General features: G+C 61.0%; 21 protein-coding genes. 14 read left to right on the top strand and 7 right to left on the bottom strand.

All coding sequences use genetic code 11. The annotated features are described in order from the left end of the window. Positions 1-59: 59 nt before the first annotated feature. From BMY91_RS08855 to BMY91_RS08840, 4 genes are all read left to right on the top strand, one after another. Positions 60-857, top strand: coding sequence for an SDR family oxidoreductase (locus BMY91_RS08855; RefSeq protein WP_090821010.1), 798 nt, complete (start codon positions 60-62; stop codon positions 855-857). Positions 858-922: 65 nt separating this feature from the next. Further along, positions 923-2,092, top strand: coding sequence for a pyridoxal phosphate-dependent aminotransferase (locus BMY91_RS08850; protein WP_090821008.1), 1,170 nt, complete (start codon positions 923-925; stop codon positions 2,090-2,092). 5 nt (positions 2,093-2,097) lie between these two features. Further along, entirely contained in the window at positions 2,098-2,700 is a 603-nt protein-coding gene (locus BMY91_RS08845; protein ID WP_090821006.1) for a TetR/AcrR family transcriptional regulator, read from the top strand. Positions 2,701-2,730: 30 nt separating this feature from the next. Then, complete coding sequence (locus BMY91_RS08840; RefSeq protein WP_090821004.1) at positions 2,731-3,318, top strand: TetR/AcrR family transcriptional regulator; 588 nt, start codon at positions 2,731-2,733, stop codon at positions 3,316-3,318. 9 nt (positions 3,319-3,327) lie between these two features. Here the strand turns inward: BMY91_RS08840 and BMY91_RS08835 are convergent, their stop codons facing one another. Together BMY91_RS08835 and BMY91_RS08825 are read right to left on the bottom strand one after the other, a co-directional pair. Further along, a complete protein-coding gene (locus BMY91_RS08835) occupies positions 3,328-3,810 on the bottom strand; it encodes a hypothetical protein (RefSeq protein WP_143054059.1) in 483 nt (160 codons plus the stop codon). Positions 3,811-4,343: 533 nt separating this feature from the next. After that, positions 4,344-9,047 (bottom strand): NAD-glutamate dehydrogenase, encoded by a 4,704-nt coding sequence (locus BMY91_RS08825; RefSeq protein WP_090820998.1) that lies wholly within the window; start codon positions 9,045-9,047, stop codon positions 4,344-4,346. Positions 9,048-9,250: 203 nt separating this feature from the next. Here BMY91_RS08825 and BMY91_RS08820 point away from each other — a divergent pair, with 203 nt between their 5' ends. After that, positions 9,251-9,763, top strand: coding sequence for a gluconokinase (locus BMY91_RS08820; protein ID WP_090820997.1), 513 nt, complete (start codon positions 9,251-9,253; stop codon positions 9,761-9,763). A gap of 45 nt (positions 9,764-9,808) precedes the next feature. Here BMY91_RS08820 and BMY91_RS08815 read toward each other — a convergent pair whose 3' ends face one another. Next, complete coding sequence (locus BMY91_RS08815; protein ID WP_090820995.1) at positions 9,809-10,261, bottom strand: Lrp/AsnC family transcriptional regulator; 453 nt, start codon at positions 10,259-10,261, stop codon at positions 9,809-9,811. Positions 10,262-10,384: 123 nt separating this feature from the next. Between BMY91_RS08815 and BMY91_RS08810 the strand changes: the two genes are divergently transcribed. From BMY91_RS08810 to BMY91_RS22930, 3 genes are all read left to right on the top strand, one after another. Continuing rightward, entirely contained in the window at positions 10,385-11,008 is a 624-nt protein-coding gene (locus tag BMY91_RS08810) for a LysE family translocator (protein WP_090820993.1), read from the top strand. Between the two features lie 48 nt (positions 11,009-11,056). Beyond that, complete coding sequence (locus BMY91_RS08805; RefSeq protein ID WP_090820991.1) at positions 11,057-11,764, top strand: RraA family protein; 708 nt, start codon at positions 11,057-11,059, stop codon at positions 11,762-11,764. Positions 11,765-11,968: 204 nt separating this feature from the next. Continuing rightward, positions 11,969-12,112, top strand: coding sequence for a thiamine phosphate synthase (locus BMY91_RS22930; protein WP_143054058.1), 144 nt, complete (start codon positions 11,969-11,971; stop codon positions 12,110-12,112). A gap of 73 nt (positions 12,113-12,185) precedes the next feature. Here the strand turns inward: BMY91_RS22930 and BMY91_RS08800 are convergent, their stop codons facing one another. Further along, positions 12,186-12,812 (bottom strand): MFS transporter, encoded by a 627-nt coding sequence (locus BMY91_RS08800; protein ID WP_143054057.1) that lies wholly within the window; start codon positions 12,810-12,812, stop codon positions 12,186-12,188. A 326-nt stretch (positions 12,813-13,138) separates the two neighbouring features. Here BMY91_RS08800 and BMY91_RS23300 point away from each other — a divergent pair, with 326 nt between their 5' ends. After that, complete coding sequence (locus BMY91_RS23300) at positions 13,139-13,363, top strand: FCD domain-containing protein (protein ID WP_218143833.1); 225 nt, start codon at positions 13,139-13,141, stop codon at positions 13,361-13,363. Positions 13,364-13,717: 354 nt separating this feature from the next. Then, positions 13,718-13,915 (top strand): hypothetical protein, encoded by a 198-nt coding sequence (locus BMY91_RS08790; RefSeq protein WP_090820987.1) that lies wholly within the window; start codon positions 13,718-13,720, stop codon positions 13,913-13,915. A 914-nt stretch (positions 13,916-14,829) separates the two neighbouring features. Here BMY91_RS08790 and BMY91_RS08785 read toward each other — a convergent pair. Next, on the bottom strand, positions 14,830-15,771 hold the full coding sequence (locus BMY91_RS08785; protein ID WP_090820986.1) for a LysR family transcriptional regulator: 942 nt from the start codon (positions 15,769-15,771) through the stop codon (positions 14,830-14,832). 120 nt (positions 15,772-15,891) lie between these two features. On the opposite strand from BMY91_RS08785, the gene BMY91_RS08780 reads away from it, so the two are divergent. The 4 genes from BMY91_RS08780 to BMY91_RS08765 all read left to right on the top strand — a co-directional run bounded on the left by BMY91_RS08780 (position 15,892) and on the right by BMY91_RS08765 (position 19,660). Then, positions 15,892-16,884, top strand: a complete 993-nt coding sequence (locus BMY91_RS08780; RefSeq protein WP_090820985.1) for a DUF1852 domain-containing protein — start codon at positions 15,892-15,894, stop codon at positions 16,882-16,884. Between the two features lie 20 nt (positions 16,885-16,904). Further along, positions 16,905-17,948 (top strand): methionine synthase, encoded by a 1,044-nt coding sequence (locus BMY91_RS08775; RefSeq protein ID WP_090820983.1) that lies wholly within the window; start codon positions 16,905-16,907, stop codon positions 17,946-17,948. Between the two features lie 2 nt (positions 17,949-17,950). Then, the gene (locus tag BMY91_RS08770; protein ID WP_090820981.1) at positions 17,951-18,523 is read left to right on the top strand and encodes a flavin reductase family protein; all 573 of its coding nucleotides are present in this window, start codon (positions 17,951-17,953) and stop codon (positions 18,521-18,523) included. 270 nt (positions 18,524-18,793) lie between these two features. Beyond that, positions 18,794-19,660 (top strand): hypothetical protein, encoded by an 867-nt coding sequence (locus BMY91_RS08765; RefSeq protein WP_090820979.1) that lies wholly within the window; start codon positions 18,794-18,796, stop codon positions 19,658-19,660. 254 nt (positions 19,661-19,914) lie between these two features. On the opposite strand, the gene BMY91_RS08760 is transcribed toward BMY91_RS08765, so the two are convergent. Continuing rightward, the gene (locus BMY91_RS08760; protein WP_256212693.1) at positions 19,915-20,811 is read right to left on the bottom strand and encodes a tyrosine-type recombinase/integrase; all 897 of its coding nucleotides are present in this window, start codon (positions 20,809-20,811) and stop codon (positions 19,915-19,917) included. A gap of 910 nt (positions 20,812-21,721) precedes the next feature. After that, entirely contained in the window at positions 21,722-22,702 is a 981-nt protein-coding gene (locus tag BMY91_RS08755; RefSeq protein ID WP_090820977.1) for a hypothetical protein, read from the bottom strand. Positions 22,703-23,012 lie beyond the last annotated feature (310 nt).

The following is a 23,012-nucleotide window of genomic DNA, read 5'->3' as shown; positions in this document are numbered from 1 at the left end:
AAACTTTTCGCATATGTGATTCGAATCTCACAACCAACCAGACCCGAGGAACGTAAATCATGGGACTTCTTGAAGGCAAGGTCGCCGTTATCACTGGCGCAGGTACGGGCATGGGCCGCTCCACCGCGGAACTGCTTGCAGCCGAAGGAGCGCACGTGGTGCTTGTGGGGCGCAGGCTGTCGGTCCTGGAAGAAGTCGCCGCAGGAATCAAGGCCGACGGCGGCAACGTCCACGCCCGCGCTGCGGACATCGCATCCAAGGACGACGTTGACACCCTGGTGGCCTGGGTCAGCGAAAACGCTGGTCCGGTAGACATCCTGGTCAACAACGCCGGCAGCGCCAGCAAGGTCCTCAATGTCCGCTGGATCAGCCAGGAAGAATGGAACGAGGTCCTGGACGTCAACCTCAACGCTGTCTACCTCCTCACTCAGGCAGTACTCCCGGGCATGCTCGCCCGGAACACCGGCACCATCATCACAGTTTCGTCCTTGGCTGCAGTCAATCCCAACCTGCTGGGGGGTGCCGCCTATGGCGCTGCCAAGGCAGCGGTCCGCAACTTCATGACGTACCTGCACAACACCTTCCGCAATGAAGGGCTGCGCGCCATCACCATTCTTCCGGGCGAGACAGCCACTCCGATTCTCGACAACCGGGCCCGTCCACCCAAAACTGAAGAGCGCGACGCCATGGTCCAGCCGGAGGACGTGGCCCGCGCCATCCACCTCGTGGCCACGCTGCCGCAGCGCACTGTGGTTCAAGAGCTCGTCATTGCGCCTACGGTGCAACGCGACACCTCCGGGGACATCGAAATCAGCCGCTGGACGGGCGCGCCCGCAGAAGACCTCCCCCGTCCGTGAAACCCCGGCACCTCTACACACCCGGCAAAGCCGCCACCCTCCCGACGACTCGAAGCAGGACTGTCATGACCCTTGAACCAACCACCGCCATCGCAGCGTTCCAGCCTTCCGAGGCCGTGCTGCGGGTCCAGCGCACGTCCTTGCGCGTCCAGCAGCCCCAGTCCAAAGGCGACCTTGTGTCCCTGGCCATGGGCGAGCCGGACTTCGACACCCCCGAACAGGTCCGCGCCGCAGCTGCCCGCGCCCTGGAAGAAGGGCACACCCATTACTCGCCATTGCTCGGCGAGCTGGTGCTTCGCGAGGAGCTGGCTGCCCGTATCGGCCAGCTCCTCGGCGAAGTGGCCAGCCCCAGCGACGTCCTGATCACCCAGGGCGGAACCGCAGGCCTTTCCGCCGCGATCCTCGGCATCGTGAACCCGGGAGACAAGGTGGTCATCCCGGACCCCACCTACTCCCTGTACGCGGACTTGGTCAGCATGGCCGGCGGAACCGTCGTGCCTGTTCCACTGGCTGAGGACCTTCACTGGGACCTTGAAGCCCTGGCCGCAGCACTTGAAGGGGCCAAGATGTTCGTCTTCTGCAACCCTTCCAACCCCACCGGCATCGTCCACTCCCGCCAGGAGCTGGAAGCGTTGGCGGACATGGTGGCCGGTACGGACACCCTGGTTCTGTCCGACGAGGCCTACAGCGATCTCGTTTACACGCCTGAACCCTTTACTTCCGCTTTGGAAATACCGGGCCTGGTGGGCAGGACCATCTACTGCCAGACATTCTCCAAGAGCTATGCCATGACGGGCTGGCGAGTCGGCTACCTCTGGGGCCCCTCGGATGTCATCGCATCTGCCGCGCGCGTCCACAACACCTTCAACGGTTCAATGAACACCGCCGTCCAGCTGGCTGCCCTGACGGCGCTCAAAACCTGCGGCCCCGACATCGAGCGCATGCATGCTTCTTACGCGGTGCGCCGCGAACTGATGTTTGAGGGCCTCAGCAGGATTCCGGGACTCACGGTCAGCTCCCCTGAAGGGGCGTTCTACCTCTTCCCGAAGTACTACGTCGACATGCCGGCAGCGCAGATGGTGACGCACCTGCGCGAGTTCGGCGTAGCAGTGCGCCCGGGCAGCGAGTTTGGTCGGAACGGTGAGCATCACCTGCGTCTGTCCTACGCTGCCAGTGCGGAGGCGATTTCGCTCGGCGTCGAGCGCATCGCCACGGGACTTGCGGCACTCAAGTAGGCACCATGACTGTTCTCGACCCACCGGCCGGGCTGCGCATCGACATGCAGCGGAACCGGAAGCTTTTGGTGGACGCGGCCGGCCGGCTCTTCGGAGCCGGCCATTCGGCTACCATGTCCGAAATCGCTGCTGAAGCCGGCATCTCGACAGCTACCGCCTACCGCCACTTCGCCTCTGTTGACGACGTGCTTGCCGCCTACCGCTTTGAAGTGGGCCGGGAGCTCTTGGAGTTCAGCCGCGCTGCAGAGGCGGAAGGGCTGGAGCTGTTGAAGGCTGTCTGCCACAAATGGGTTCGTTTGGTGGTCCAGCACGGGGCATCCATGGTCCACACGCGCTCAGCGGAAGGCTACCTCGCGCGGGTCAGGGCAGGCGCCTACTACCTGACAGTACAAGCTGAAGCATTGGAACGTCCTTTGGAGGAGGCCTCCCGGGCCTTGGAAATCCAGCATCCGGGCGATGAAGCACTTTTCCTTTGGAACGGCTTCTTCGACCCCCGGGAAATCTACGATCTCATCGGGAGCCTGGAACTCACTGCGGAGCAAGTGTCCGCGCGACTGGTCAGGACTTTCACCGCCGCCCTCACGGGTTGGTCGGCTTCCAGGACCTAAGCTATGAGTTGACGAAAGGGCACCCAATCAATGCGTAGTGACACACAGCGCAACCGCAGGCAACTGGTCAAGGCAGCAGGACAGCTTTTCGCGTCCCGTCGCGGAACCATCAGCATGACCGATGTTGCCAAGCACGCGGAAATCTCAACTGCCACCGCCTACCGGCATTTCGCTTCAGTCGAGGACATCCTGGCAGAATACCGGTTTGGCGTCGGCGAGAAGCTGCGCGACTACAGCCTGAAGCAGCAGGAGATGTCCGGCGTCGAGCTGTTGACGGCGGTCAGCCGCAAGTGGGTTGACCTGGTCACCCGTCATGGCGGAGCCATGCTCTACACCCGTTCCGGCGAGGGATACCTTGCCAGGCTCCGTACTGGCGCCTATTACCTGACGGTTCAGGCGGATGCTTTGGAGCGACCCCTGCGCGAGGCTGTTGAGGAATTGGGGCTGCCGCCCATCGGAGACGAAGCAATGTTCCTCTGGAACATCCTCTTTGATCCACGCGAAATTTTGGACCTCATCAACACTGTCGGCCTGACCAAGGACCACGTCACCGCCAGGCTCATCTCCGCCCTCAAGGGCGCACTGAGAGGCTGGAGCGAGGACCGCGAGCACGCCTAGTCCGGCGCTTTATTGAACGGCCCCCGGCCGCATGAGTTCACGGATCCGCTCGGCCGGGAGTGCAGTCAGGGCTGCGATCCGGAAGATGTCCATCCGGCCTGATTCCAGCCCCTCCAGGATGTCGCACCGGAGTTTCTGCGCAGTCTGCTCTTTGTCTTCCAACGCAGCATCCAGTTGGCGGACCACCGTGAACAACCGCGTGAGGTGCCAATCATGCCGAACTCCCGAAAAGTGCAGGTCCTGGTAGGCGCCAGCGAGCCGCTTTACATCCGCCGCCCTGATCCCCACCACAGTGGAAATCGCAGATAAGGACACTTTGTCCGCCAACGCAGCCGCAATTGCCTCATTCCGCTGGCTCAGCAGTGTACGTACATGGCTATCGATGCGCGCCCGCGTCACCCGGGACTCCGAAAGGCGCAATTCCACGCGGTTCAAACGGGGCGTGGCAGGCGTTGCGCGGCGACGCGGCCGCGCTTCAGCTATGTAGGTCACGACGGGTAAGGCCTTGGACCAGTTGCCAGTCGACGGCCAAGTCGCCGCGCGCGGGCATAATGCTGCCTTCCAGGAGCTGCATGCTTTTCCCTACATCCCCCTCGGGGGCCCACATTCCACTGATCGGGCAATGGCTTCCCGTGCCGGCCGTGAGTCGGTTTCGACCGGAACGGTCTGATTCTGGCTGTCCAACGATGCGCAACATTACTTGCCTCCGGCGTTGTTCTGGTTCTTGCCTTAAGCCTATGGTCCAGCTCACATAAAAGCAAGAAAAGTTTCTCATTTGATTAAGTAATCTCAACATCATTGGAGATATCTGAAGACGCCCCACGCTTCCTTCAGAAGCTCGCAGCCATCCTTGTGCTTGGCCCCGAATGCCGGCGTCTTCTTTCGTGATGGAGCGCGGAAGAACGCCGGCGAGCCGCAGCCCAGGCACACGAGCCCCCGCTGGCTGCTCTTGCGCCAGGAGGGGTCACGCTCACTGAACTCACGGGCGTGCCAGTCCCGCCCATCCGTTGTGCTCAGCGCCCATTTCACGCCTGGGCGGCCTTTCTTAGGGTGCCCAGATAGGCAGAAAGTGCCTCAAAGCTGCCCGACGGCGCCGAGTCAACCAACCGCTCCGATTCGTCAAGACGGGCGTGGTGCAGTTGCTCCCACGCGGCAACGCGATCGGCGCCGGGCGTTTCGTCGCCGAGGCCCAGGACGGCGACCGTCAGTTCAGGCACGACGGCGGACGCATCGTCCCGTAGCGACGCCCGGGCCATGGCCTGCCACTTGGTGGACCGTGGCAGGTCATCCACCTTGGCCAGGAGGGATTCAATGCCGAAGCGGTCCCGCACCGCAAAATAGGTAGGCGCTATGTCCTCCAGGCGTCTTCCGGTCAGCTGTTGCACCCGGGCTATGTCCAACAGGGTGAATGCCTCACGAAGCTCCGCCCACGTACGCGCCACGTCGTCCGGCAAACCCCACTCAAGGGCCGACGACAGGAGAGCCGCGACGTCATTCCTGTCCGATCCAACAAGCATCTCCGGCACGCGACTCCGGAGCTTCTGCACCACCGGGCGGTACAGCTTCAGGCAATCCTCAATGGGCAGTTGGTGGTCGTACTGGATGAACCAGCGCATGGCCCGGTCCAGGACGCGCCTGACGTCCAGGTAGATCCGGCTCCACTTCTCGGCCGGCAGGTCCGCGCAGGCATGCACCAGCCCAAGGGACAGATCGCTCAGGCCAAAGAGCTCACTGGCGATGACGAACGACTTGACTGCCAATGCCTCGTCCGCGGACGTTTCCTCCATGAGTCTGAAGATCGAGGTCACGCCACCAATGTTGATGGCATCGTTGGCGAGCACTGTGGCGATGATGTCATCACGCAGGGGATGACGCTCAACCCCCTGCCCCAGCTTGGCCACGACGGGGCTGGGGAAATATCCCTTCAGGAACTTGGCGAGGAAAGGGTCCTTGAGCAGTGGAGCGCTCCGAATGCTGCTCGCCAAGGTGTTCTTGGCGTAAGCGGCCAGGACGGACAATTCCGGCGAAGTGAGTCCCTTGCCACGGGAGATCCGTTCTTCCAAGGTCCGCGTGCTGGGCAGGAATTCCAGCTCGCGGTCCAGTTCACCGCGCCCCTCAAGGAACTGCATCAGCCGTTCATAGTTGGGGAACGACGCCGGCGGGAACCTTCTGTCGGTCAGGAGCAGCACGTTCTGGGCTACGTTGTCGGTCAGCACCAATTCTGCGATCTCGTCCGTGAGACCTGCCAGGAATGCGGTGCGCTCAGCAGCGGGAAGTATCCCTGCCCTGATGGACTGATCCACCAGGATTTTGATATTGACCTCGTGGTCGGAGCAGTCCACGCCCGCCGAGTTGTCGATTGCGTCCGTATTGATCAGAACACCTGACAACGCTGCTTCAACGCGACCCGCCTGGGTGAGACCAAGGTTGCCGCCTTCCACCACCACGCGGGCGCGGAGTTGGCTACTGTTGACCCGGATGGAGTCGTTGGCCCGGTCCCCTGCGTCGGCATGGCTTTCCGTGCTGGACTTGATGTAGGTTCCGATGCCGCCGTTGTAGAGCAGGTCGACCGGAGCTTTCAGGATTGCCTGCAGGAGGGCCGGCGGGCTCATTGATTTGATGGCCGGATCCAGGCCAAGTGCAGCGCGGGCCGCCGGATGGATTGGAATGGCGCGGGCTGTCCGCGGCCACACCCCGCCGCCGTCGCTGATTAATGAGGGGTTGTAGTCTGCCCAGCTGGAGCGCGGCAGCGCATAGAGCCTTTGACGTTCGGCGAAAGACGACGCCGCGTCCGGATCCGGGTCCAGGAAGATGTGCCGGTGGTCGAAGGCAGCGAGCAACTGCACGTGGCGCGACAACAGCATGCCATTGCCGAAGACATCACCGCTCATGTCGCCGATACCAGCAACCGTGAAGTCCGTGGCGCGGGGGTCGATTCCCAGCTCGCTGAAGTGAATCTTCGCCGATTCCCACGCACCGCGCGCCGTGATGCCCATCCGCTTGTGGTCATATCCAATGGAGCCTCCTGAAGCGAACGCATCTCCCAGCCAGTAGCCATAACTACCTGCCAACTCATTGGCAATGTCCGAGAAGGAGGCCGTCCCCTTGTCCGCCGCCACCACAAGGTAGGAATCGTCGCCGTCGTACCTCACCACGCGGGGCGGAGCGACAACCTGCGTCTGTCCGCCCACGAAGTGAATGTTGTCGGTGAGGTCGAGCAGGCCGCGGATGAAGGTCCGGTAGCACTCCTGCCCCTCGGCCAACTGCGCCGCACGGTCCCCCTTGTCTGCCGCGAACTTGGCGTAGAAGCCGCCCTTGGCGCCGTCCGGAACAATCACGGCGTTCTTGACCGACTGCGCTTTGACCAGCCCCAGGACTTCGGTGCGGAAATCCTCCTGCCGGTCCGACCAGCGCAGTCCGCCGCGGGCCCTCAGCCCAAAACGAAGGTGGACGCCTTCCACTCGCGGGGAGTAGACCCAGATCTCATGTGCCGGTCGCGGGCTGGGCAGCGTGGCGATACTTGTGGGATCGAATTTGAGACTGATGTGCGCTTTGCCCTGGTAGAAGTTGGTGCGGACCGTCGACTGGACCAGTGAGGCCAGCGCCTCAAGTACGAACGCCGCATCCAGGGTGGCCACGTTGTCCATGGCTGCGGCGACAGTCGCTTGGGCGGCAACCACGGCGTCAGCACGGTCGCCCACATGATCGGGGTCGAACTTCGCGGCGAAGAAACCAACCAGCGACTTCGCCGCCTCCGGGTGCGACTGCAACGTCGAAGCCACAAACTCAAAGGAATGCGACGTCCCGAGCTGCCGGAGGTATTTCACATAACTGCGCAACAACGCCACGGTGCGCCACTGGAATCCCTGCTGCAGGACCAAGGTGTTGAGCTGATCCGATTCGGTTTCCCCGCCCAGCACGGCGCGGAACGTTCCCGGCACCAGATCCCACGCTTCGGACGAATAAACATCCGCGGGCCTGGCCACCAGGAGGTCATACAGGTAGAAAACCAGGCCGTCGGAATCAACGATTTCGTGTGGACGTTCTTCCAGCACCTCCAGACCCAGATGCTCGAAGTACGGCAGGATGCGGCTGAGGCTCTCAGGACGGCGAAGATAGAGGCGAATGCGTCCAGGCGAGCCTGTCGATGCGTCAGTGACGGGATCAACGTAAAGTCGTGCCGCCGTCGTGCTTTCATCCGTGCCGAGTTCATGGAACCGTTCAACGTCCTGGCTGGCCGCTTCCACGCTGTACCGGACCTGGTATTCCGGCGGGAACGCCTCGCCCCATCGCTTGGCGAGGACTTCCGCTTCGGCTGCGGAACGACTTGACCTCAGGGCATCCCGGACTCCTTCCGGCCATGACCTCACCGCCCTGTTGACCCGTCCCGCGATCACGGCTTCATCAATCCCGTTTGTGCCGTCCGAGGACGTCCACACCGTAAAGAAGATGCGTGCCAGGGCCGACGAACTGACGCGGGCCTCGTGCTCGACGTCAACGGCGCCGAAGGCTGCGCGCAGTTCATGCTCAATCCGAACGCGAACCGACGTGTTGTATCGGTCCCGCGGCAAGTAGACGAGTACCGTCACGAACCTGCCGTAACTATCACGGCGCAGGAACACTCGTGAATGCCGGCGCTCTTGCATCCGCATAATGCTGCCCGCAATATTGAACAGCTCCTCAACGCCGATCTGGAACAGTTCGTCGCGTGGATAAGTTTCCAGGATGGCCATGAGCTGTCGCCCCGAATGGCTGGACGGGTTCAGGCCACTGCGAGTCATGACCCCGCTGATGGTTTCCGCAACTACGGGGATATTGTCCAGAGGACCGTTGTAGACGCTGGAGGTGAAGAGACCGAGGAAGCGGTGCTCGCCAGTCACCTCGCCCGCGACGTTGAACTTCTTGACGCCGATGTAGTCCAAGTGTGAGTCGCGATGGACCGTAGAACGGGAGCGGGCCTTGGTGACGACGACGGCAATCGGCTCCCGAGCCGAGTCACGGGCGGCGCCGGTCAGGACGCGCGGGAGCTCAGTAGCAGCGACGCCGGGGTTCTGGAGGATACCGAGCCCTGTTCCCGCAATGGCCACCAAGCGATCCTCCGATTCACCTCTTTCCAAGGCGTACTCCCTGTAGCCGATAAAGACGAAATGATTGCTGCTGAGCCAGTCCAGGAGGTTGCGGGTCTTGTCGTGGCTGGGGAGCCCGTTGGCTACCTCCCCCAGCTTGTTGCGCATGGAAACCCAGTCACCGCTGGCTGCTTTAACATTTGCGAGGACGCGCCGGAGGGATTCCAGCAGGCTGGCTGATTCTTCCCCGGAGAGGAGGTCGCGCAGTTCCACGGCGATCCACGATTCAGCCCGGCTCCCCGGCCTGGCTGAATCGGGGTGGATGTCCGTGATTGCACCGCCTGCGTTCCGAAGCACTGTAAACAGGGGATGCACGACGAGTCGAATGCCCAAACGGCGTCGCGTCAGCTCAGCCAGGACAGAGTCCACTACGAAAGGGGAGTCGTCGCAAACGATACCCAGCACGGTGCTCGTCGCGTCCGGCAGCAGGCCTATCCACGCCTCCTGGCCCGCGCTCCTGACGGCGTTCAGGTGGGCAGCTGCGCGGGCCTCAAGCCGTCCAACGACGTATGGTTCCGCTTCCTCCGGCGTCAGTTCTGCGTAGTAGTGCGCCAGGAAGTATTCAGGCAGCGCGTGGATTTCCATGTCTTGTTCCGTGGACACGTCTTGCTCCCTTGTGGGTTCGTCTTGGGGTCGGCACTTCGAAAGATATGAGAATCTTTTCTCATATCAAGCGCACCGTCAAGGCTTTTTCGAAGCCTTGACGGCATCGAAGCAATTTGCGAAACTATTCTCACTTGTGAAGATAATCTCACGCTTGCATAAGGCAGTAACGTCAGCCCGGCAGACCCCGAAAGGACCCTCACATGGGACATGAACCCCTCCCGCCGCTTGTTGTCATGGGAGTCTCCGGCTGTGGCAAATCGACCATGGGCTCATTGCTGAGCGATCGCCTGGGTCTGCCTTTCCAGGATGGCGATGACCTTCACCCTGCCGCCAACAAGGCGAAAATGGGCGCAGGAATTCCACTGGATGACAATGACCGGAGGCCTTGGCTTGAGGAAATCGGCCGCTCACTACGCCAGTCACAGGACGCCGGAGAGCCCCTGATCATCGCCTGTTCGGCGCTGAAGCGCAGCTATCGGGACTTGTTGCGGCAGCATGCGCCCGACGTCGTATTCGTCCACCTCACGGGTGACCGCGAAACCCTTCTGGCCCGCATGAACGCCCGCGACCACGAATTTATGCCGAGCAGCCTCCTCGACTCGCAACTCGGTACCTTGGAGCCACTCGCGTCGGATGAAAGGCATGTGCTGGCTGATTTCAGTCTCGCCCCTCCCCTGCTGTTGGATGCCATCTGCGGGCAGCTTCAGCATTAGGGCTTGCGCCAACTTGGCATGAGGACTGAGGAGCCCTCCCGGGTGTCACAGTGGCAACGGCCGGTTATCCACGACATTCTTCATGATCAGAGTAGAACTCAACCGCTGAACGCCAGGCAGGGCTGAGAGTTGCTCGTCGTAGATTCTCTGGAATTCCCGCACGTCTCTAGCGACGACTTGGAGCAAATAGTCGGGGTCCCCAAAGAGCCGCTGCGCCCTCAGTACGTTGCGGATCTCAGCGGCAGCTTCTTCGAAGGCCGCCACCGCGGCCCTGTCCCCGTCACGCATGGTCACGAACACCAATGCTTCAAACGTCAGGCCCAGGGCCTCCGCATCCAGCTGTGCACGGTATCCGCTGATGGCATGCGAGTCTTCCAGGGCACGCAATCTACGGTGGCAAGGCGACAGGCTCAAACCCACACGCTCAGCCAAATCCGTCAGGGACAGCCGCCCATCCAGTTGCAGCTCAGCAAGAATCTTCCTGTCAACCTTGTCCATAGGGAAGATTATCCCTGCTTTTGCCTATTGAGCCAAAGAACTTGGAAGCACATTCCAGTCCTCCTTCCGTAAGCTTCTTCGTGGGTCCCGGACACTCGGGATTTTTACACCAAAGGAGTACGGATGCCGCTAGGGACCATGGCCGCTTTTTGGGCGGTGTCTTTCCTGTTCGTGGTGACACCCGGAGCGGATTGGGCCTACGCGATTTCAGCAGGCCTCCGTCACCGGACCGTCATTCCCGCCGTTGCGGGACTGCTCACCGGGCACCTCGCTGCCACCCTGATTGTGGCAGCGGGGGTAGGGGCGCTGCTTGCAGGGTCTCCCGTGGTGTTAAGCGTCCTCACCGTAGCCGGTTCTGCGTACCTGGTGTGGCTTGGACTGGCTATGCTCAGGAACCCATCCGTCCCCCAAGCCGGCGAAAGCATCGATGGCAGCTGGGCCCGCCAGGCCATCAAAGGCGCCGGGATCAGCGGCCTGAACCCCAAGGTCTTCCTCCTGTTCCTGGCCCTCCTCCCCCAGTTCACCAACACCAACAACCACTGGCCGATGTGGGCCCAAATCATTGTCCTTGGACTGATCCACGTCGCCAGTTGCGCAGTCATCTACATCTGCGTGGGAACCGGAGCACGCGCCGTGCTCAGGACCCGACCCAGCGCAGCCCGTCGGGTCACCCGCATATCGGGGGCCGCGATGATCCTGATCGGAATGTTCCTGCTCATCGAACAAGTCCTCCACTGGAGCCCCTAAACCCTACGGACAATCACCCACCATGACGAGAAAGCGGAGACCATAGCCTTGGAACCGGAACAGCTTCACCGCACCTATCTGGACCTCACCACCCCGCACGTGGCCGACGCCTGCATGCGCCTCGGAATCGACGTCCGCTGCGCACCAACCGGCACCACCCCGCTCTGGACCGGAACCCACCTTCTGGGCCGCGTCGCACCCGCCCGCCACACCGGCAGCGTAGACGTCTTCCTGGAGGCCATCGATCGAGCCTCGGCGGGCGATGTCCTGGTAGTGGACAACGAAGGCAGGCAGGATGAGGCGTGTGTCGGCGACCTTGTCACCCTCGAAGCAAGCCGCGCCGGTATGGCCGGCATCGTCATCTGGGGATTGCACCGCGACACCCCCGAACTCAAGACCATCCGCCTCCCCGTCTTCAGCCAAGGGGCCCTCCCCGTCGGGCCTCAACGCCTGGACCCCCGCGATCCCGCGGCGCTCAGCACAGCAAAGAGCGGTCCATACACCGTCTCCCCCGATGACTTCGTACTCGGAGACGACGACGGCGTCCTTTTCATCCCCCTCAACCGCGCCCAAGAGATCGCCGACACAGCCACAACCATCCGCGACACGGAACGAACTCAAGCGGCCCGCATGCTCATGGGCACAACCTTCAGGAACCAAGCCCGGCTCACCGAATACCAGGACACCCGTAACAGCGACCCCACCATAACGTTCCGGCAACACCTGCGTACCTTCGGCGGCGAAATCGAGGAGTAGGCAACCGCTCAGGATAAATGGTCGACACCCCGCCGTCGTGCCTGCCTCGCAAACCCCCGTGCACAACAGAGCCCGATGTTCAGCCCGTCGTGCGACCCAATGCAAGGAATCGGGATTCAGCACGGCGGAGTTCAGACTTTTTTGGGGGGCTAACTCAGTTGAGATGGAGGCGAGCCCGGCGAAAGCGGACGCGAACTCCAGCAAATGGGCGGGCCATTCCCCTCGATCAACTTCGTGGCAACGGGCGGGATGAACATGCAGAACGCCGAGGAATTCAGGGCCGCCGGCGCCCGAGGCATAGCAATCGGCAGCGCCGTCGAAGAGCTGTCGAGCCTCTCGAACAAATAGACCGAACTATACGAAGTGGACTTGGGATCGACGTTCAGTTGCTTCACTTCACAGGGACACGACCCCGGCACATCTAGTGCCGGGGTCGAGCTGTCACCTGCTGATGTGGGTCGCGGAGTCGATGACTTCGCTGGCGGCATGTGGCGGTGAAGCTGCCGTCTTGGGCCGGCGTCGCATGTAGACCCAGATCGCCACCGACATCACCGCGCAACCAGCGGCACCGATCATGAGCGTTGCCCTGACACCAAGCACTTCGCAGAGCCACCCCAACAGGGGCGCGCTCACGGGTGAGGTGCCGCCTATCGTGATGACGAACAAAACCCATGGTGCGGCCACGCATGATCGGATCTGCTTCAAGTTGTGCCATGGAGGTGGTGATAACGCGGTAGGCCACGCCGGCGGCGCCCAGTAGAAACAGCAGGATGAGCGCCGGAATCAGGTTTGGAGCAAGGGAGATCGCGAACAATAGGGCGGCAAAGATGAGGCTGGCGAGAATCAGCCTGCCCGGTGTGGCTTGCAGGATCCCGGCGATGGCGAGCACTCCGATGATGGCGCCTGCGCCCACTGCGATGAAGAGTGCACTGACCACTTGCGCGTCGCCGTGAAGGATTTCGGGGGCGTACAGAGGGAGCGTGACGATACATTCACCACGTGTACCACGGAAAGGGGCACAGCACATGAGTGAGCTAACATCGGTCACCGGCGACCTCTCCTCCACCCGTACCGTCCAGGCCTACGAGGATCTTCGCAGCCTCATCATCTCCGGACGATTCCAACCCAACGTTCGCCTCACAGAGGCGGAATTGACGGGCCTGCTGGATGTCTCTCGCGAGGAACCGTCCGGTCGGCCACGGCCCGGCTGGTCCAGGAGGGCTACCTCACCAGCGAACCCCACCGTGGCGTGCGGACGCGAATTTTCACCATCGAAGAAGCCGTGGAAATTCTTGAGGCGCGCGAGATCCTCGAATCGGCTTTGGCAGCCAAGGCCGCTGAACGGGCCACCGATGAGGAGCTCTAGGACTTGCCGTGATCTGCGAGCAGATGGCCACTGCCGAATACGACCGACAAGAGGCGGAATACTCAAGGCTGAACCGCGGCTTCCACAAGCTGGATCGCGACTCGGCACGACAGCCCACACTGTCCGGATTCGTGGATCAGCTGTTGTACGCGCTCGTCATGCGGCAATACCGGAGCCTGACCCGGAAGCACCCGCGTCGGGACGCGCTCAGCGAACACCGGGCCATTCTCTAGGCGCTCCAGACCCGGAACGCGGAAGCCGCCAGTGCAACCATGCGTCATCACGTCGCATCTGCACGCCGGGCACTGCTCACCAGCACCAAAGCGGCGCCGGAGGCTGAGGAACTGACCGCAGTGGACCTCGAAACCGATGCCGAGGTATCTGCCTGACCTAGAACAGGCCAACTGCCTCCGGCGGTTCTGCAGAGGAAAAAGTGTAATTCCTTGGGATGGCCTCTTCTCATCACCCTACGATGAGGGAGGCCATCCTTGTGCTCAGTAACCCATTCAGTGGGGTATCCGTGATGGCTCAGGTACCTAGGCCATTCGGCGAGGGACATCTACAGTTGATTCATAAAAGGGGGCGCCATGCAGTTGCTCGGTGTAGTCATTGCAGCAGGATTATTGATCGTTGCGACGATCGCTCTTTATCTGTTGAAGTGGAAGAAACAGCGGCCAGTCGATTCGGATCCGGAGTCGGAACGTGCACTCCGGGATTTCCGCCATGGAAAGACCCTTGGTCAATCCCACTACGTCGGGCTGGACAACACTGGCCACTGGAGGTAGCGAGCTAAAAACGGCGAACATCACCAAAAGAGCCGGCACTCGAGATTGGGCCGGCTCTTTCATGTTCCTCGGGAAAATATGATCTGAGGTGCAGCGTCGTTGCTGCAGTGTTTTGGATGCTACGGGATTCCTGATCCCAGGAGCTGATGGGCCCGTGCATATGTGGGACTTGAGCAGCGTCAACGGGAGGCGCGACTGATCGGCAAATTGGCCCTTCCGCAATCGCCCATCAGCACTTTCCGGGCGGTCCTTCACTGTTCCGGGGAGCCCGTCAGACATCCACCTGAGATCAGGCGCTCGGCTAAGCGTGCATCATGGTAGCGTCCACCGACGTCGCCGGTTGGTCATCGCGTTCGGATAGTTGCAACCTCAGCCCCAACTTTCAAATGCCGCCGCGTCGTACGGCCCGCCATTTTGGTGCGTCCAAAGTTCAGTCCACAAGAGAGCGGCGGGCATGCAACTCAAAATAGTTCCAACCGCGCCCAAGACCTTCTCCTGCCAACAGACGACGAAGATCCTTACTTCCAGTCCAGGGGTCACCGAGCTGGGACTAGGACGGAATTCCCGGGCTTGGTCGCTTTGGGAACTGGCGGAAAATGCGGAATCCGGGCCACTCCGACGGATTTAAAAAAAGGCGGTCCGAGGCGGAAAGTGCGGACATTGTCCACATCTTGTTCCTGCTTCTACGGCTACCCTGCAGTGCGAATTCCCGGGACCCATTAAGAATGTCGGGTGGGCACTCCTTGCACACGACTTCGGTCAGCACCGTATCCGGGCTGATCACACAGTACGGTGTCTGCCTAGCATCTCTGACGTGGAGTTCCAGAAGCCCGGCGTGATGTCCCTTGGCTGGATCGTCATCACCTGCACCAGGCCGGGTAGCGCCACGCCGAACTCAGCGACGACGGCAGCAGTCAGTCGAGCAGCGCCACGCCGAACTCAGCGACGACGGCCCGCAATTCCCCGAGGTAGCGCTGCGCTTGGTCGGTGAGCGGGATCGAGGCGTGGCCGATCCAGCCGATTTCGATGCGTTCGTCAACGTCGAGCGGGATGGCGACGATCTCCGGGTCGAGCTGCCCGCTGATGATGCCCGTCGAGATCGTGTAGCCGTGGAGCCCGATCATGAGGTTGAAGATCGTGGCACGGTCAGAGACCCGGATCTCCTGCTTGCTGGACAAGGTGGAGAGAATCTCCTCGGCGAAGTAAAACGAGTTGTTCGCACCTTGATCGAAGGTTAGCCTCGGCAAGCCGGCGAGATCATCGAGAGTCGCACGCTCTTTTGAGGCGAGCGGGTTCTTCCGTGAAATGAAGATGTGCGGATCGGCGAGGAAGAGTGGAGTGAACGCGAGCCCGGATTCCCGGAGCAGCTTGTCGATGACCTTCCGGTTGAAATCGTTCCGATAGAGGATGCCCAACTCGCTGCGGAGCGTCCGGACATCCTCGATGATGTCCCAGGTACGGGACTCCCGCAGCGAGAACTCGTATTCGGCCACATCAGTGGCCTTGACCATCCGGACGAAGGCGTCCACCGCGAACGAGTAGTGCTGCGTTGACACCCCGAGCAGACGTCGCCGCGGCGGCCTACCAAGATAGCGCTGCTCGAGGAGAGCGAACTGCTCCACGACCTGCCTCGCGTAGCCAAGGAACTCTACCCCGTCGGCGGTGAGCGTGACTCCGCGGGCGGAGCGAAGCAGGAGTGCCCGGCCAACCCGGGCCTCAAGGTCTTTCATCGAAGCGGACATTGTTGGCTGCGCTACGTAGAGGAGATCGGCGGCTGCGGAGATCGACCCCTCAGCTGCAACTTCTATGAAGTAACGGAGCTGCTGCAGGGTCAATCCGCTCGAGATCTGGGGCATAGGGCAATTCTATATGAATGCATAGTAACCACTAGTTACCTGATACCCATGGGAAAGCTGCACCATGGATACATCACCTTCTGAAAGGCCGTCTCCGGCCCATCAACGGATTGGCAGCACATGGCAGACGACTTCACCTTCAGCATCACCACCACCCCCTTCGACGAGGACTACTCCCCGTCAGAAGGCTCCCGGATCACCACGAATTTCGCCAACCTGGCACGAGGCGAGCACCGCCAGGAGAACCTCCGCAACGCCTTGACCATGATTCGGCGCCGCTTCAACGATCTCGCAAGCTGGGACAACCCGGACCGGGACCGTTACACGCTCGAGCTTGAGATTGTCTCCGTGCAGATTGAGTTCACTGCGGAAGGTACGGATCGGCAGTTCCCCCTGTTCGAAGTTCTCGACATCCAGATCGTCGACCAGCTCAACGGGGTCCGCCACCAGGGGATCGTGGGGAACAACTTCTCCTCCTACGTCCGCGACTTCGACTTCAGCGTGGTTCTGCCAGCGGCAGCAGCGGAGTCAGGCAAGCCCACCGTTCCAGAAGACTTCGGCGATCTGCACGGCAAACTGTTCCAGCAATTCCTCGATTCCTCCGCCTGCCAGGAACGCTTCCCGCAGCCGCCAGTGGTGTGCATCAGCGTCTCCACGAGCAAAACGTACCGGCGATCGGAGAACCATCACCCGGTCCTGGGCGTCGAGTACCAACAGGACGACTTCTCGCTGACGGACGCGTACTTCGCCAAGATGGGGCTGCAGGTCCGCTACTTCATGCCACGCGGCAGCGTAGCGCCGCTCGCCTTCTATTTCCGCGGCGACCTGCTCAACGACTACTCCAACCTGCAGCTCATCGGCACCATCAGCACCATGGAGACGTTCCAGAAGATCTACCGCCCGGAGGTCTACAACGCGAACTCCGCCGCCGCCGTCGTCTACCAGCCGAGCCTGGGAGAGCAGGATTACTCGCGGACCCAGATCGCTTACGACCGCGTCGAGCGCAGTCAACTCGCGATCACGCAGGCGAAGTACACGGAGGAACACTTCATCACGCCCCACAAGGACCTGCTGGACCAGTGGACCGCCAAATACCCCGCTCTCGTCAACTGACCCACGGAGAATCGTCAATCATGAACACACTTTTGCCCACCACCGTTGTCGGTAGCCTGCCGAAACCATCGTGGCTCGCACAGCCGGAGACTCTGTGGTCCCCGTGGAAACTGGAGGGAGATGCGCTGCTCGAGGCCAAGCAGGATGCGCTGCGCATCGCCATCCACGAACAGAGCCGACGCGGCATCGACATCGTCAGCGACGGCGAACAAACCCGCCAGCACTTCGTCACCACCTTCATCGAGCACCTCAGCGGGGTGGACTTTGAACAGCGCAAGACCGTGCGCATCCGCGATCGCTACGACGCCAGCGTGCCCACCGTCGTCGGAGCGGTGCGCCGCGAGCAGTCGGTATTCGTCGAAGACGCAAAGTTCCTCCGCGCAACTACCGACCAGCCGATCAAATGGACTCTTCCCGGCCCCATGACCATGGTGGACACCCTCTACGATGACCACTACAAGAGTCGCGAGAAGCTGGCCTGGGAGTTCGCCACCATCTTGAACCAGGAGGCGAAGGAACTCGAGGCGGCCGGCGTGGACATCATCCAGTTCGACGAGCCCGCGTTCAACGTCTTCCTCGACGAGGTCAAGGACTGGGGCGTGGCTGCGCTTGAGCGAGCGGCAGAAGGGCTGCGTGCGGAGACTGCTGTGCATATCTGCTACGGCTACGGGATCAAGGCGAACAATGACTGGAAGGCGACGCTCGGCTCACAGTGGCGGCAGTACGAGGAAACGTTCCCGCTGCTGCAGAGCTCCAGCATCGACATCATCTCGCTGGAATCCCAGAACTCCCACGTGCCCATGGACCTGATCGAGCTCCTCCGAGGCAAGAAAGTCATGCTCGGTGCAATCGACGTCGCAAGCGAGACCATCGAGACCCCGGAGGAGGTAGCGGACACCCTCCGCAAGGCCCTTCAGTTCGTCGATGCGGACAAGCTCATCGCCAGCTCCAACTGCGGCATGGCACCGTTCCCCCGGGACGTCGCCCTGGCCAAGCTGAGTGCTCTCAGTGCAGGGACGGGAATCGTTCGCGAGGAACTTGAACGCTCCGCCCCCAAGGTGTAGCGATGTTTCACGCCTATCCCACAGACACTTGGCTCGGGGCTCCGAAGAAATCTTTCACTCAGTCCCTCCCGGCCGACGACTTCAAAGCACTGTTCCGTGGCCACCCCGGAGGTGTCGCCGTCATCACGGCCGACGCCGGCGAAGGGCCAGTGGCGCTGACGGTATCGTCGGTGGTGTCAGTGAGTGCGGAACCTCCATTGCTGATCTTCTCGGTCTCGGCACTGTCCTCCTCGTCCGAGGTTCTCTCGCGCGCCGAAACCGTCGTGGTGCACCTGCTGGACGCGCACGACGTCGACTTGGCAAAGTTTGGAGCGACCCCCGGCGCCGACCGCTTTGACCAGACGCACCGCTGGTCCGCCCTTGCAACCGGCGAAGCGGTCTATGAAGATGTCCGCGCCTGGGTCCGGTGCGCCGTCATCAATCGCATGGAGGTGGGGACCTCCACCATTATCGCCGTTCACGCCCTGGAGTCGCGCGTGATGCGTGACGTCCAAGCGGGCGAACCCGGCGACGCTCTGGTCTACCACAACCGGTCCTGGCACCGCCTGGGCGAGCATTCCAAGCTTGAGGGCTGAGCGCCGCGCCAACAATGCGAGGCGGCAAGCCGAACGGCTCACGACGGCGGGAGGTAACTTCCGCCGTCGTCCTCGTTTAACATCGGCATCCAGCGACTCCCTGGATGGCTCGGATGCAACCCTGGTCTGCACGCATGCGACCCTGAACCCGCTCCCCCACCACTGAACAGGCCAACCGGGGCCAGGCACATGTGGCGTCATTCTCTCGCGTGAACAAGCAAACAACAGTTATGCTAGTCGTTGGATTTATTGTTTGGTATGGGGGCAGGTATGGGGATTACTTTTGATGACGGCGCGGCCGATGCGCTGATCCGTGCCGCGAACTCCGCCGACGAGGTTATGCGCGCCGAGGGAGGCTTCCTGACCGGCTCTGTGGACCAAGCGCTGCAGCACTTCAAGGGTGGCTACGCGCGCTTGTTCGAGGCGGCATGTGGCATCAGGTCCGATGATCGCGGCAGGCTTGCGGGTGTTCTTACCGCTCTGGCTGATGACGTTCGGGAGGCCAGGCTCCGAGCTCAGCAGGAGAAGGCCCGGCAAAAGGAACTGGCCGCTTGGCGGCAACGCGATGATGTCCGTAAACAGGTGCTGAACCGACGAAGAATCACGGCAACCGTTTTCGCCGCCTGCTCGGTCTTTCTGCTCGTATCCGGATGCTTCCCCACAACACCGGGCAATAGTGACACGGCAAACCCCTCATCTTCACAGTCGAATTCAACAAGCGATCTTCCCATCAGCGGAGAAGGAACGACGATGACGCCAGAAGCAGCCGGCAGCGAATTATTTGGACTCCTAGATGAGATCCAGGCGATGGCGCCGGGTGAATGGACCAATAAGGATGTTCCGGCAGGTGGCTACTGCAACTTCCAGGGAACCGGAGGCGGCAAAGAATTCGGCGGATCCAGGACCAGGGGCCCCCTTGGCGACACCGAGCGCGAGACACTAGGGCAAAAGGTCGAGGAGTTCTATAAGTCCAGCGGGTACGACGTGAAGGTTTTTGATCAGTCGACGGCCACGAACAAGCTCATCATAACCAACGGCTTCGGGCCGGATGGATTGGTTCTTCAGGTGTATACCGGCGATCTCGGCACAACTGTCGCTGGCAATAGCCGTTGCGTTGCTGACCCGCAGGGCAAGTGATAGTCGGGCTGACCACGACGTGCGGGGCCACAGGACGGTGTCGAGCAGCTACTCGGACTATATAGGCCTTCTGCACTCAATTTTCGAATCCTATGGTGGTCCTGTCACCCGGCATAAACCCGACATCGACACTACGTGGGTGCGGACTGCCCCACAGAGGAACCTGGCTGGCTGGGCAAGTCAAGGGGCGGCATAGCTGCGCCCGAGCCACTGCGCCAGCTTTGCGACGCAGGCATCCCTCTTGGTCGGTAACGTCAGGAACAAGAGCATGCTGTTGCTGGTCTGCCAAGGGCAGTTTCGGTCGTCCAATGGCAGGTCATCGCTGGCTGCAGGGTAGACCAGCGCCGAGAGCGGCGCGTCGTGAACAGCAGGTCGCCACCAAGGCGGCCAGCCACCAACGGAATGAGTAGATCAACCAGCCCCGGATTCAGCCCGATGGTCCGCTTGCCAGCACCCGTCTTCGTGGGGCCGATGTAGAACTGGTTTTGCCCATCCAGCTTAAATGCCTTGTTGATCCTGGCGGTGGCCGGCTTTCTCAGCAGGTCGATGTCGGCGACGGTCAGCGCCGTGGCCTCACCGAAACGGGTGCCAGTCATCACCAGGAAGTTGGTGAAGTCGCGGTACCGCACCCCCATGCCATCCATGATCAACCCGAACTCTGCATGAGTGAGGAACATCAATTCGTCCTCGGCCTTCTCAGCGCTGGGCAATTGCACACCCCTGCACGGATTGCGAGTGATGTAACCCAACATCTCCGCGGTGTTCATCGACGCGGAAATCAGGCCGTGCACGTTCTTGATCGTCTTCGGTGAGCATCCCTTGGCCATCATCGACTTCACCCAATACGCGATTATCCGGTAGTCCAGCCTGTCGACGGGGACGTGGCCAATGACCTTCTTCACATGGAGATCAAGCATCGTCTGATACGTCTTCACGGTCCCGCTCGAAGGTCGAATCAGGAGGTCGATGTGCTCCTGAATGACCTCACCCACCGTGGGTATCTTCGCCCTGTTGTCCATCAGTGCCTGCTGGGCGATCTCAAAGGATTGACCGTTTGCATCGAGCAACCGCTTGAGCGTTTCAGCCTCATGCGCGGAGTCGACAGTGATACCCTGCTGCTTCCGGATCTTGGGGCCACGCCAGACCACCATGAAGGACAAGGAGCCGTCCTTTTTGAAGCGTTTCCGGATACTAGCCACATAAAAATGCTAGTTCCATGTCAGACTTGGGGTTTTGTCAACAGTCAGGGGCCATATAGGCCCCTGACCTGCAACAACATCGTGCCCGAGGTGGGACTCGAAGGCGATTCCCGGCCTTGTCATTGCTGGGAAGTGGCGGAAACATGCGGAATCCGAGCCAGTCCGGCGGCTGTACGGGCCAGTCCGGGGTGAAAAGTGTGGACATTGTCCACACCTTCTTTTTGCCAATCAGCGAACGTCGGGTCATCGCCCATGGCGGATAAAATGCATTGCACAGCGGAGCGTCCAGCAAGTACATGTCGGCTACCGCAAGTGCGAACTGGGATTGGGCAAGTAAGACTCATCAGATTTCCTCCTTTCACAACGTCATTGAGATTCAGCGCACGGGCGACATGACATTGCAAAACCCTGACTGCACAGATATTGAGCGGACGTCACTGTGGCGGGCGATCCCACGGATGGGTGACTTCGGGTAAAGTCTGCAGAGATTGTTGTTCCTTTGACCGGAAACGCTCTCGTAAGTTCTTCTGCACCGGGGCGTGCAGTCTCTAGAAAAAAGTGAGCATCACGTGAAGCGTCGCTCATCCGCCGGTCGGTGATCCCAGAACCACAGACTTGGTGACGTCCTTCCCGGTTAGCTAAGAAAGCCAAGGTCGCTGCCGTGGTGATGAGTTCAGCGTCGTGGGGTACGGAACCATTGTGATTCCCGGTCCAGCTCGAACACGAGCATGGACGAATCCAGATGCTTGGGAGGGACGCGGGGGAACGTCAAGGGGCAGGGTTCATGGCAGCATCGCTCGCTATCGGGTTGAGAACAAGCTTTCGCTTGTCCTGGAAACTCCCGATCACAGCTGTGTAGGGATCACCCGCGAATGAAGCCCTCGCCTGCCTTGTGCTGGCCGCGGCTTTCAATGACCAGTTCTACATCGCGCACATGCCAGCAGAGCCGGGAAACGAATGCATACCCGTGGCTCGGTTCAAGCTCAACCAAATTGTGTGCGAACTCGTTGCGTATGAATTTGAAAATTGAACGCAGCTCCTGCCGAAGTGACTTGATGCGTGCGGGGAGGCCGTCCTGGTTTGTGTGCAAGGCTTTTATGTAGTCCTCGATAAGGTTCTGCCCGTAGCCGGATGTGCCGGTTACCACGCGCATGCGCGTCTCCAGCGCTGCTCCCAGATCCCTGATGGCTGAATCATATAGACCAGCGTCCAACACCACACCCAACCGACTTTGAAGGCTCGGAGGAATTTCCAGGGTTTCCCGCGCCAAGCGCTCCATTTCCGGCCAGGCTGCAGGCTTAAGGGAAATCAGGGTTCCTTCGTACATGCCAACGAGCTCCGTGCTGCGGGGCGACATAGGAGCGATCGCCCTGTCCTCCTCGGCCCATTCTTCATCGTCCTCGAGCTCGATGGGAGCGTACTCGCCGTTTGCCAGCTGGTAGTAGAGCTTTCCGCCAGCTTGGAGCTGCGCCCACAGCTCAGGCCCCTGTGATCGCTTTGCATGGACCTGCGCTGGCGACATCTCTGTCTCCATGACCACGCCGTTAACAAAGCCTTGCTCGTCCATTTCGAGCAGCTCCTTGAGCCGGACAGCAACGTGCATGTGCTTGTCACTGAATAGATCAGGTTCTTTTTTGTTGACATGCGTCACGAAAAGGGCGCATTGGTCAATAATGCTGATGCACTGGAACTCTGTACCTCGGGGAAAATCACCTAACCTGAGTAAGCTCAGTTCCCAGCTATCGTCGCCCGGGTAGGCTGGCCAGTCAGCATGGATTGCTTCGAACAAAACAGGACCACTGCCAACGAAGCCAAGCTCACCGGGGAAGGGTTTACGGGTCATGGCTCAAGGGTACGGTAGCCAGCTATCGTGATGTCACTGCCGTCTGAGCGCGTTCCAAGCATGACTTGAAGGCCCGAGTTCACTGTTTCCACCCACTGTCGATGATGGAAAACACGACACCGTCCCTGATGGTTCGGCGCGGATCGCGGCGGCGATGGCTTCCTGACCCGAAAGGGTAGTCCCGATTCTTCTGGCGGAGTGGCACTCGACGCCGAGTCCCGAGAGAGATTTGTATTTTAACCCACGTAAGAACCTGAGGATCGATATTCCGCTCCAGCGACCCGGAGAGCTGATAAAGGTCCTCCCTTCA

The organism is Arthrobacter sp. yr096 (assembly GCF_900108925.1).
Classification (GTDB): Bacteria; Actinomycetota; Actinomycetes; order Actinomycetales; family Micrococcaceae; genus Arthrobacter.
Note: the sequence above shows the minus strand (reverse complement) of the source record. Positions and strands in the feature narration are given on the sequence as shown.

What these genes read in the sequence shown, in the direction of transcription:
- BMY91_RS08855 (WP_090821010.1), top strand. Translation starts at nt 60, where the DNA reads ATGGGACTTCTTGAAGGCAAGGTCGCCGTTATCACTGGCGCAGGTACG.
- BMY91_RS08850 (WP_090821008.1), top strand. Translation starts at nt 923, where the DNA reads ATGACCCTTGAACCAACCACCGCCATCGCAGCGTTCCAGCCTTCCGAG.
- BMY91_RS08845 (WP_090821006.1), top strand. Translation starts at nt 2,098, where the DNA reads ATGACTGTTCTCGACCCACCGGCCGGGCTGCGCATCGACATGCAGCGG.
- BMY91_RS08840 (WP_090821004.1), top strand. Translation starts at nt 2,731, where the DNA reads ATGCGTAGTGACACACAGCGCAACCGCAGGCAACTGGTCAAGGCAGCA.
- BMY91_RS08820 (WP_090820997.1), top strand. Translation starts at nt 9,251, where the DNA reads ATGGGACATGAACCCCTCCCGCCGCTTGTTGTCATGGGAGTCTCCGGC.
- BMY91_RS08815 (WP_090820995.1), bottom strand. Translation starts at nt 10,261, where the DNA reads ATGGACAAGGTTGACAGGAAGATTCTTGCTGAGCTGCAACTGGATGGG.
- BMY91_RS08810 (WP_090820993.1), top strand. Translation starts at nt 10,385, where the DNA reads ATGCCGCTAGGGACCATGGCCGCTTTTTGGGCGGTGTCTTTCCTGTTC.
- BMY91_RS22930 (WP_143054058.1), top strand. Translation starts at nt 11,969, where the DNA reads ATGGGCGGGCCATTCCCCTCGATCAACTTCGTGGCAACGGGCGGGATG.
- BMY91_RS08790 (WP_090820987.1), top strand. Translation starts at nt 13,718, where the DNA reads ATGCAGTTGCTCGGTGTAGTCATTGCAGCAGGATTATTGATCGTTGCG.
- BMY91_RS08785 (WP_090820986.1), bottom strand. Translation starts at nt 15,771, where the DNA reads ATGCCCCAGATCTCGAGCGGATTGACCCTGCAGCAGCTCCGTTACTTC.
- BMY91_RS08780 (WP_090820985.1), top strand. Translation starts at nt 15,892, where the DNA reads ATGGCAGACGACTTCACCTTCAGCATCACCACCACCCCCTTCGACGAG.
- BMY91_RS08775 (WP_090820983.1), top strand. Translation starts at nt 16,905, where the DNA reads ATGAACACACTTTTGCCCACCACCGTTGTCGGTAGCCTGCCGAAACCA.
- BMY91_RS08770 (WP_090820981.1), top strand. Translation starts at nt 17,951, where the DNA reads ATGTTTCACGCCTATCCCACAGACACTTGGCTCGGGGCTCCGAAGAAA.
- BMY91_RS08765 (WP_090820979.1), top strand. Translation starts at nt 18,794, where the DNA reads ATGGGGATTACTTTTGATGACGGCGCGGCCGATGCGCTGATCCGTGCC.
- BMY91_RS08760 (WP_256212693.1), bottom strand. Translation starts at nt 20,811, where the DNA reads ATGGTGGTCTGGCGTGGCCCCAAGATCCGGAAGCAGCAGGGTATCACT.
- BMY91_RS08755 (WP_090820977.1), bottom strand. Translation starts at nt 22,702, where the DNA reads ATGACCCGTAAACCCTTCCCCGGTGAGCTTGGCTTCGTTGGCAGTGGT.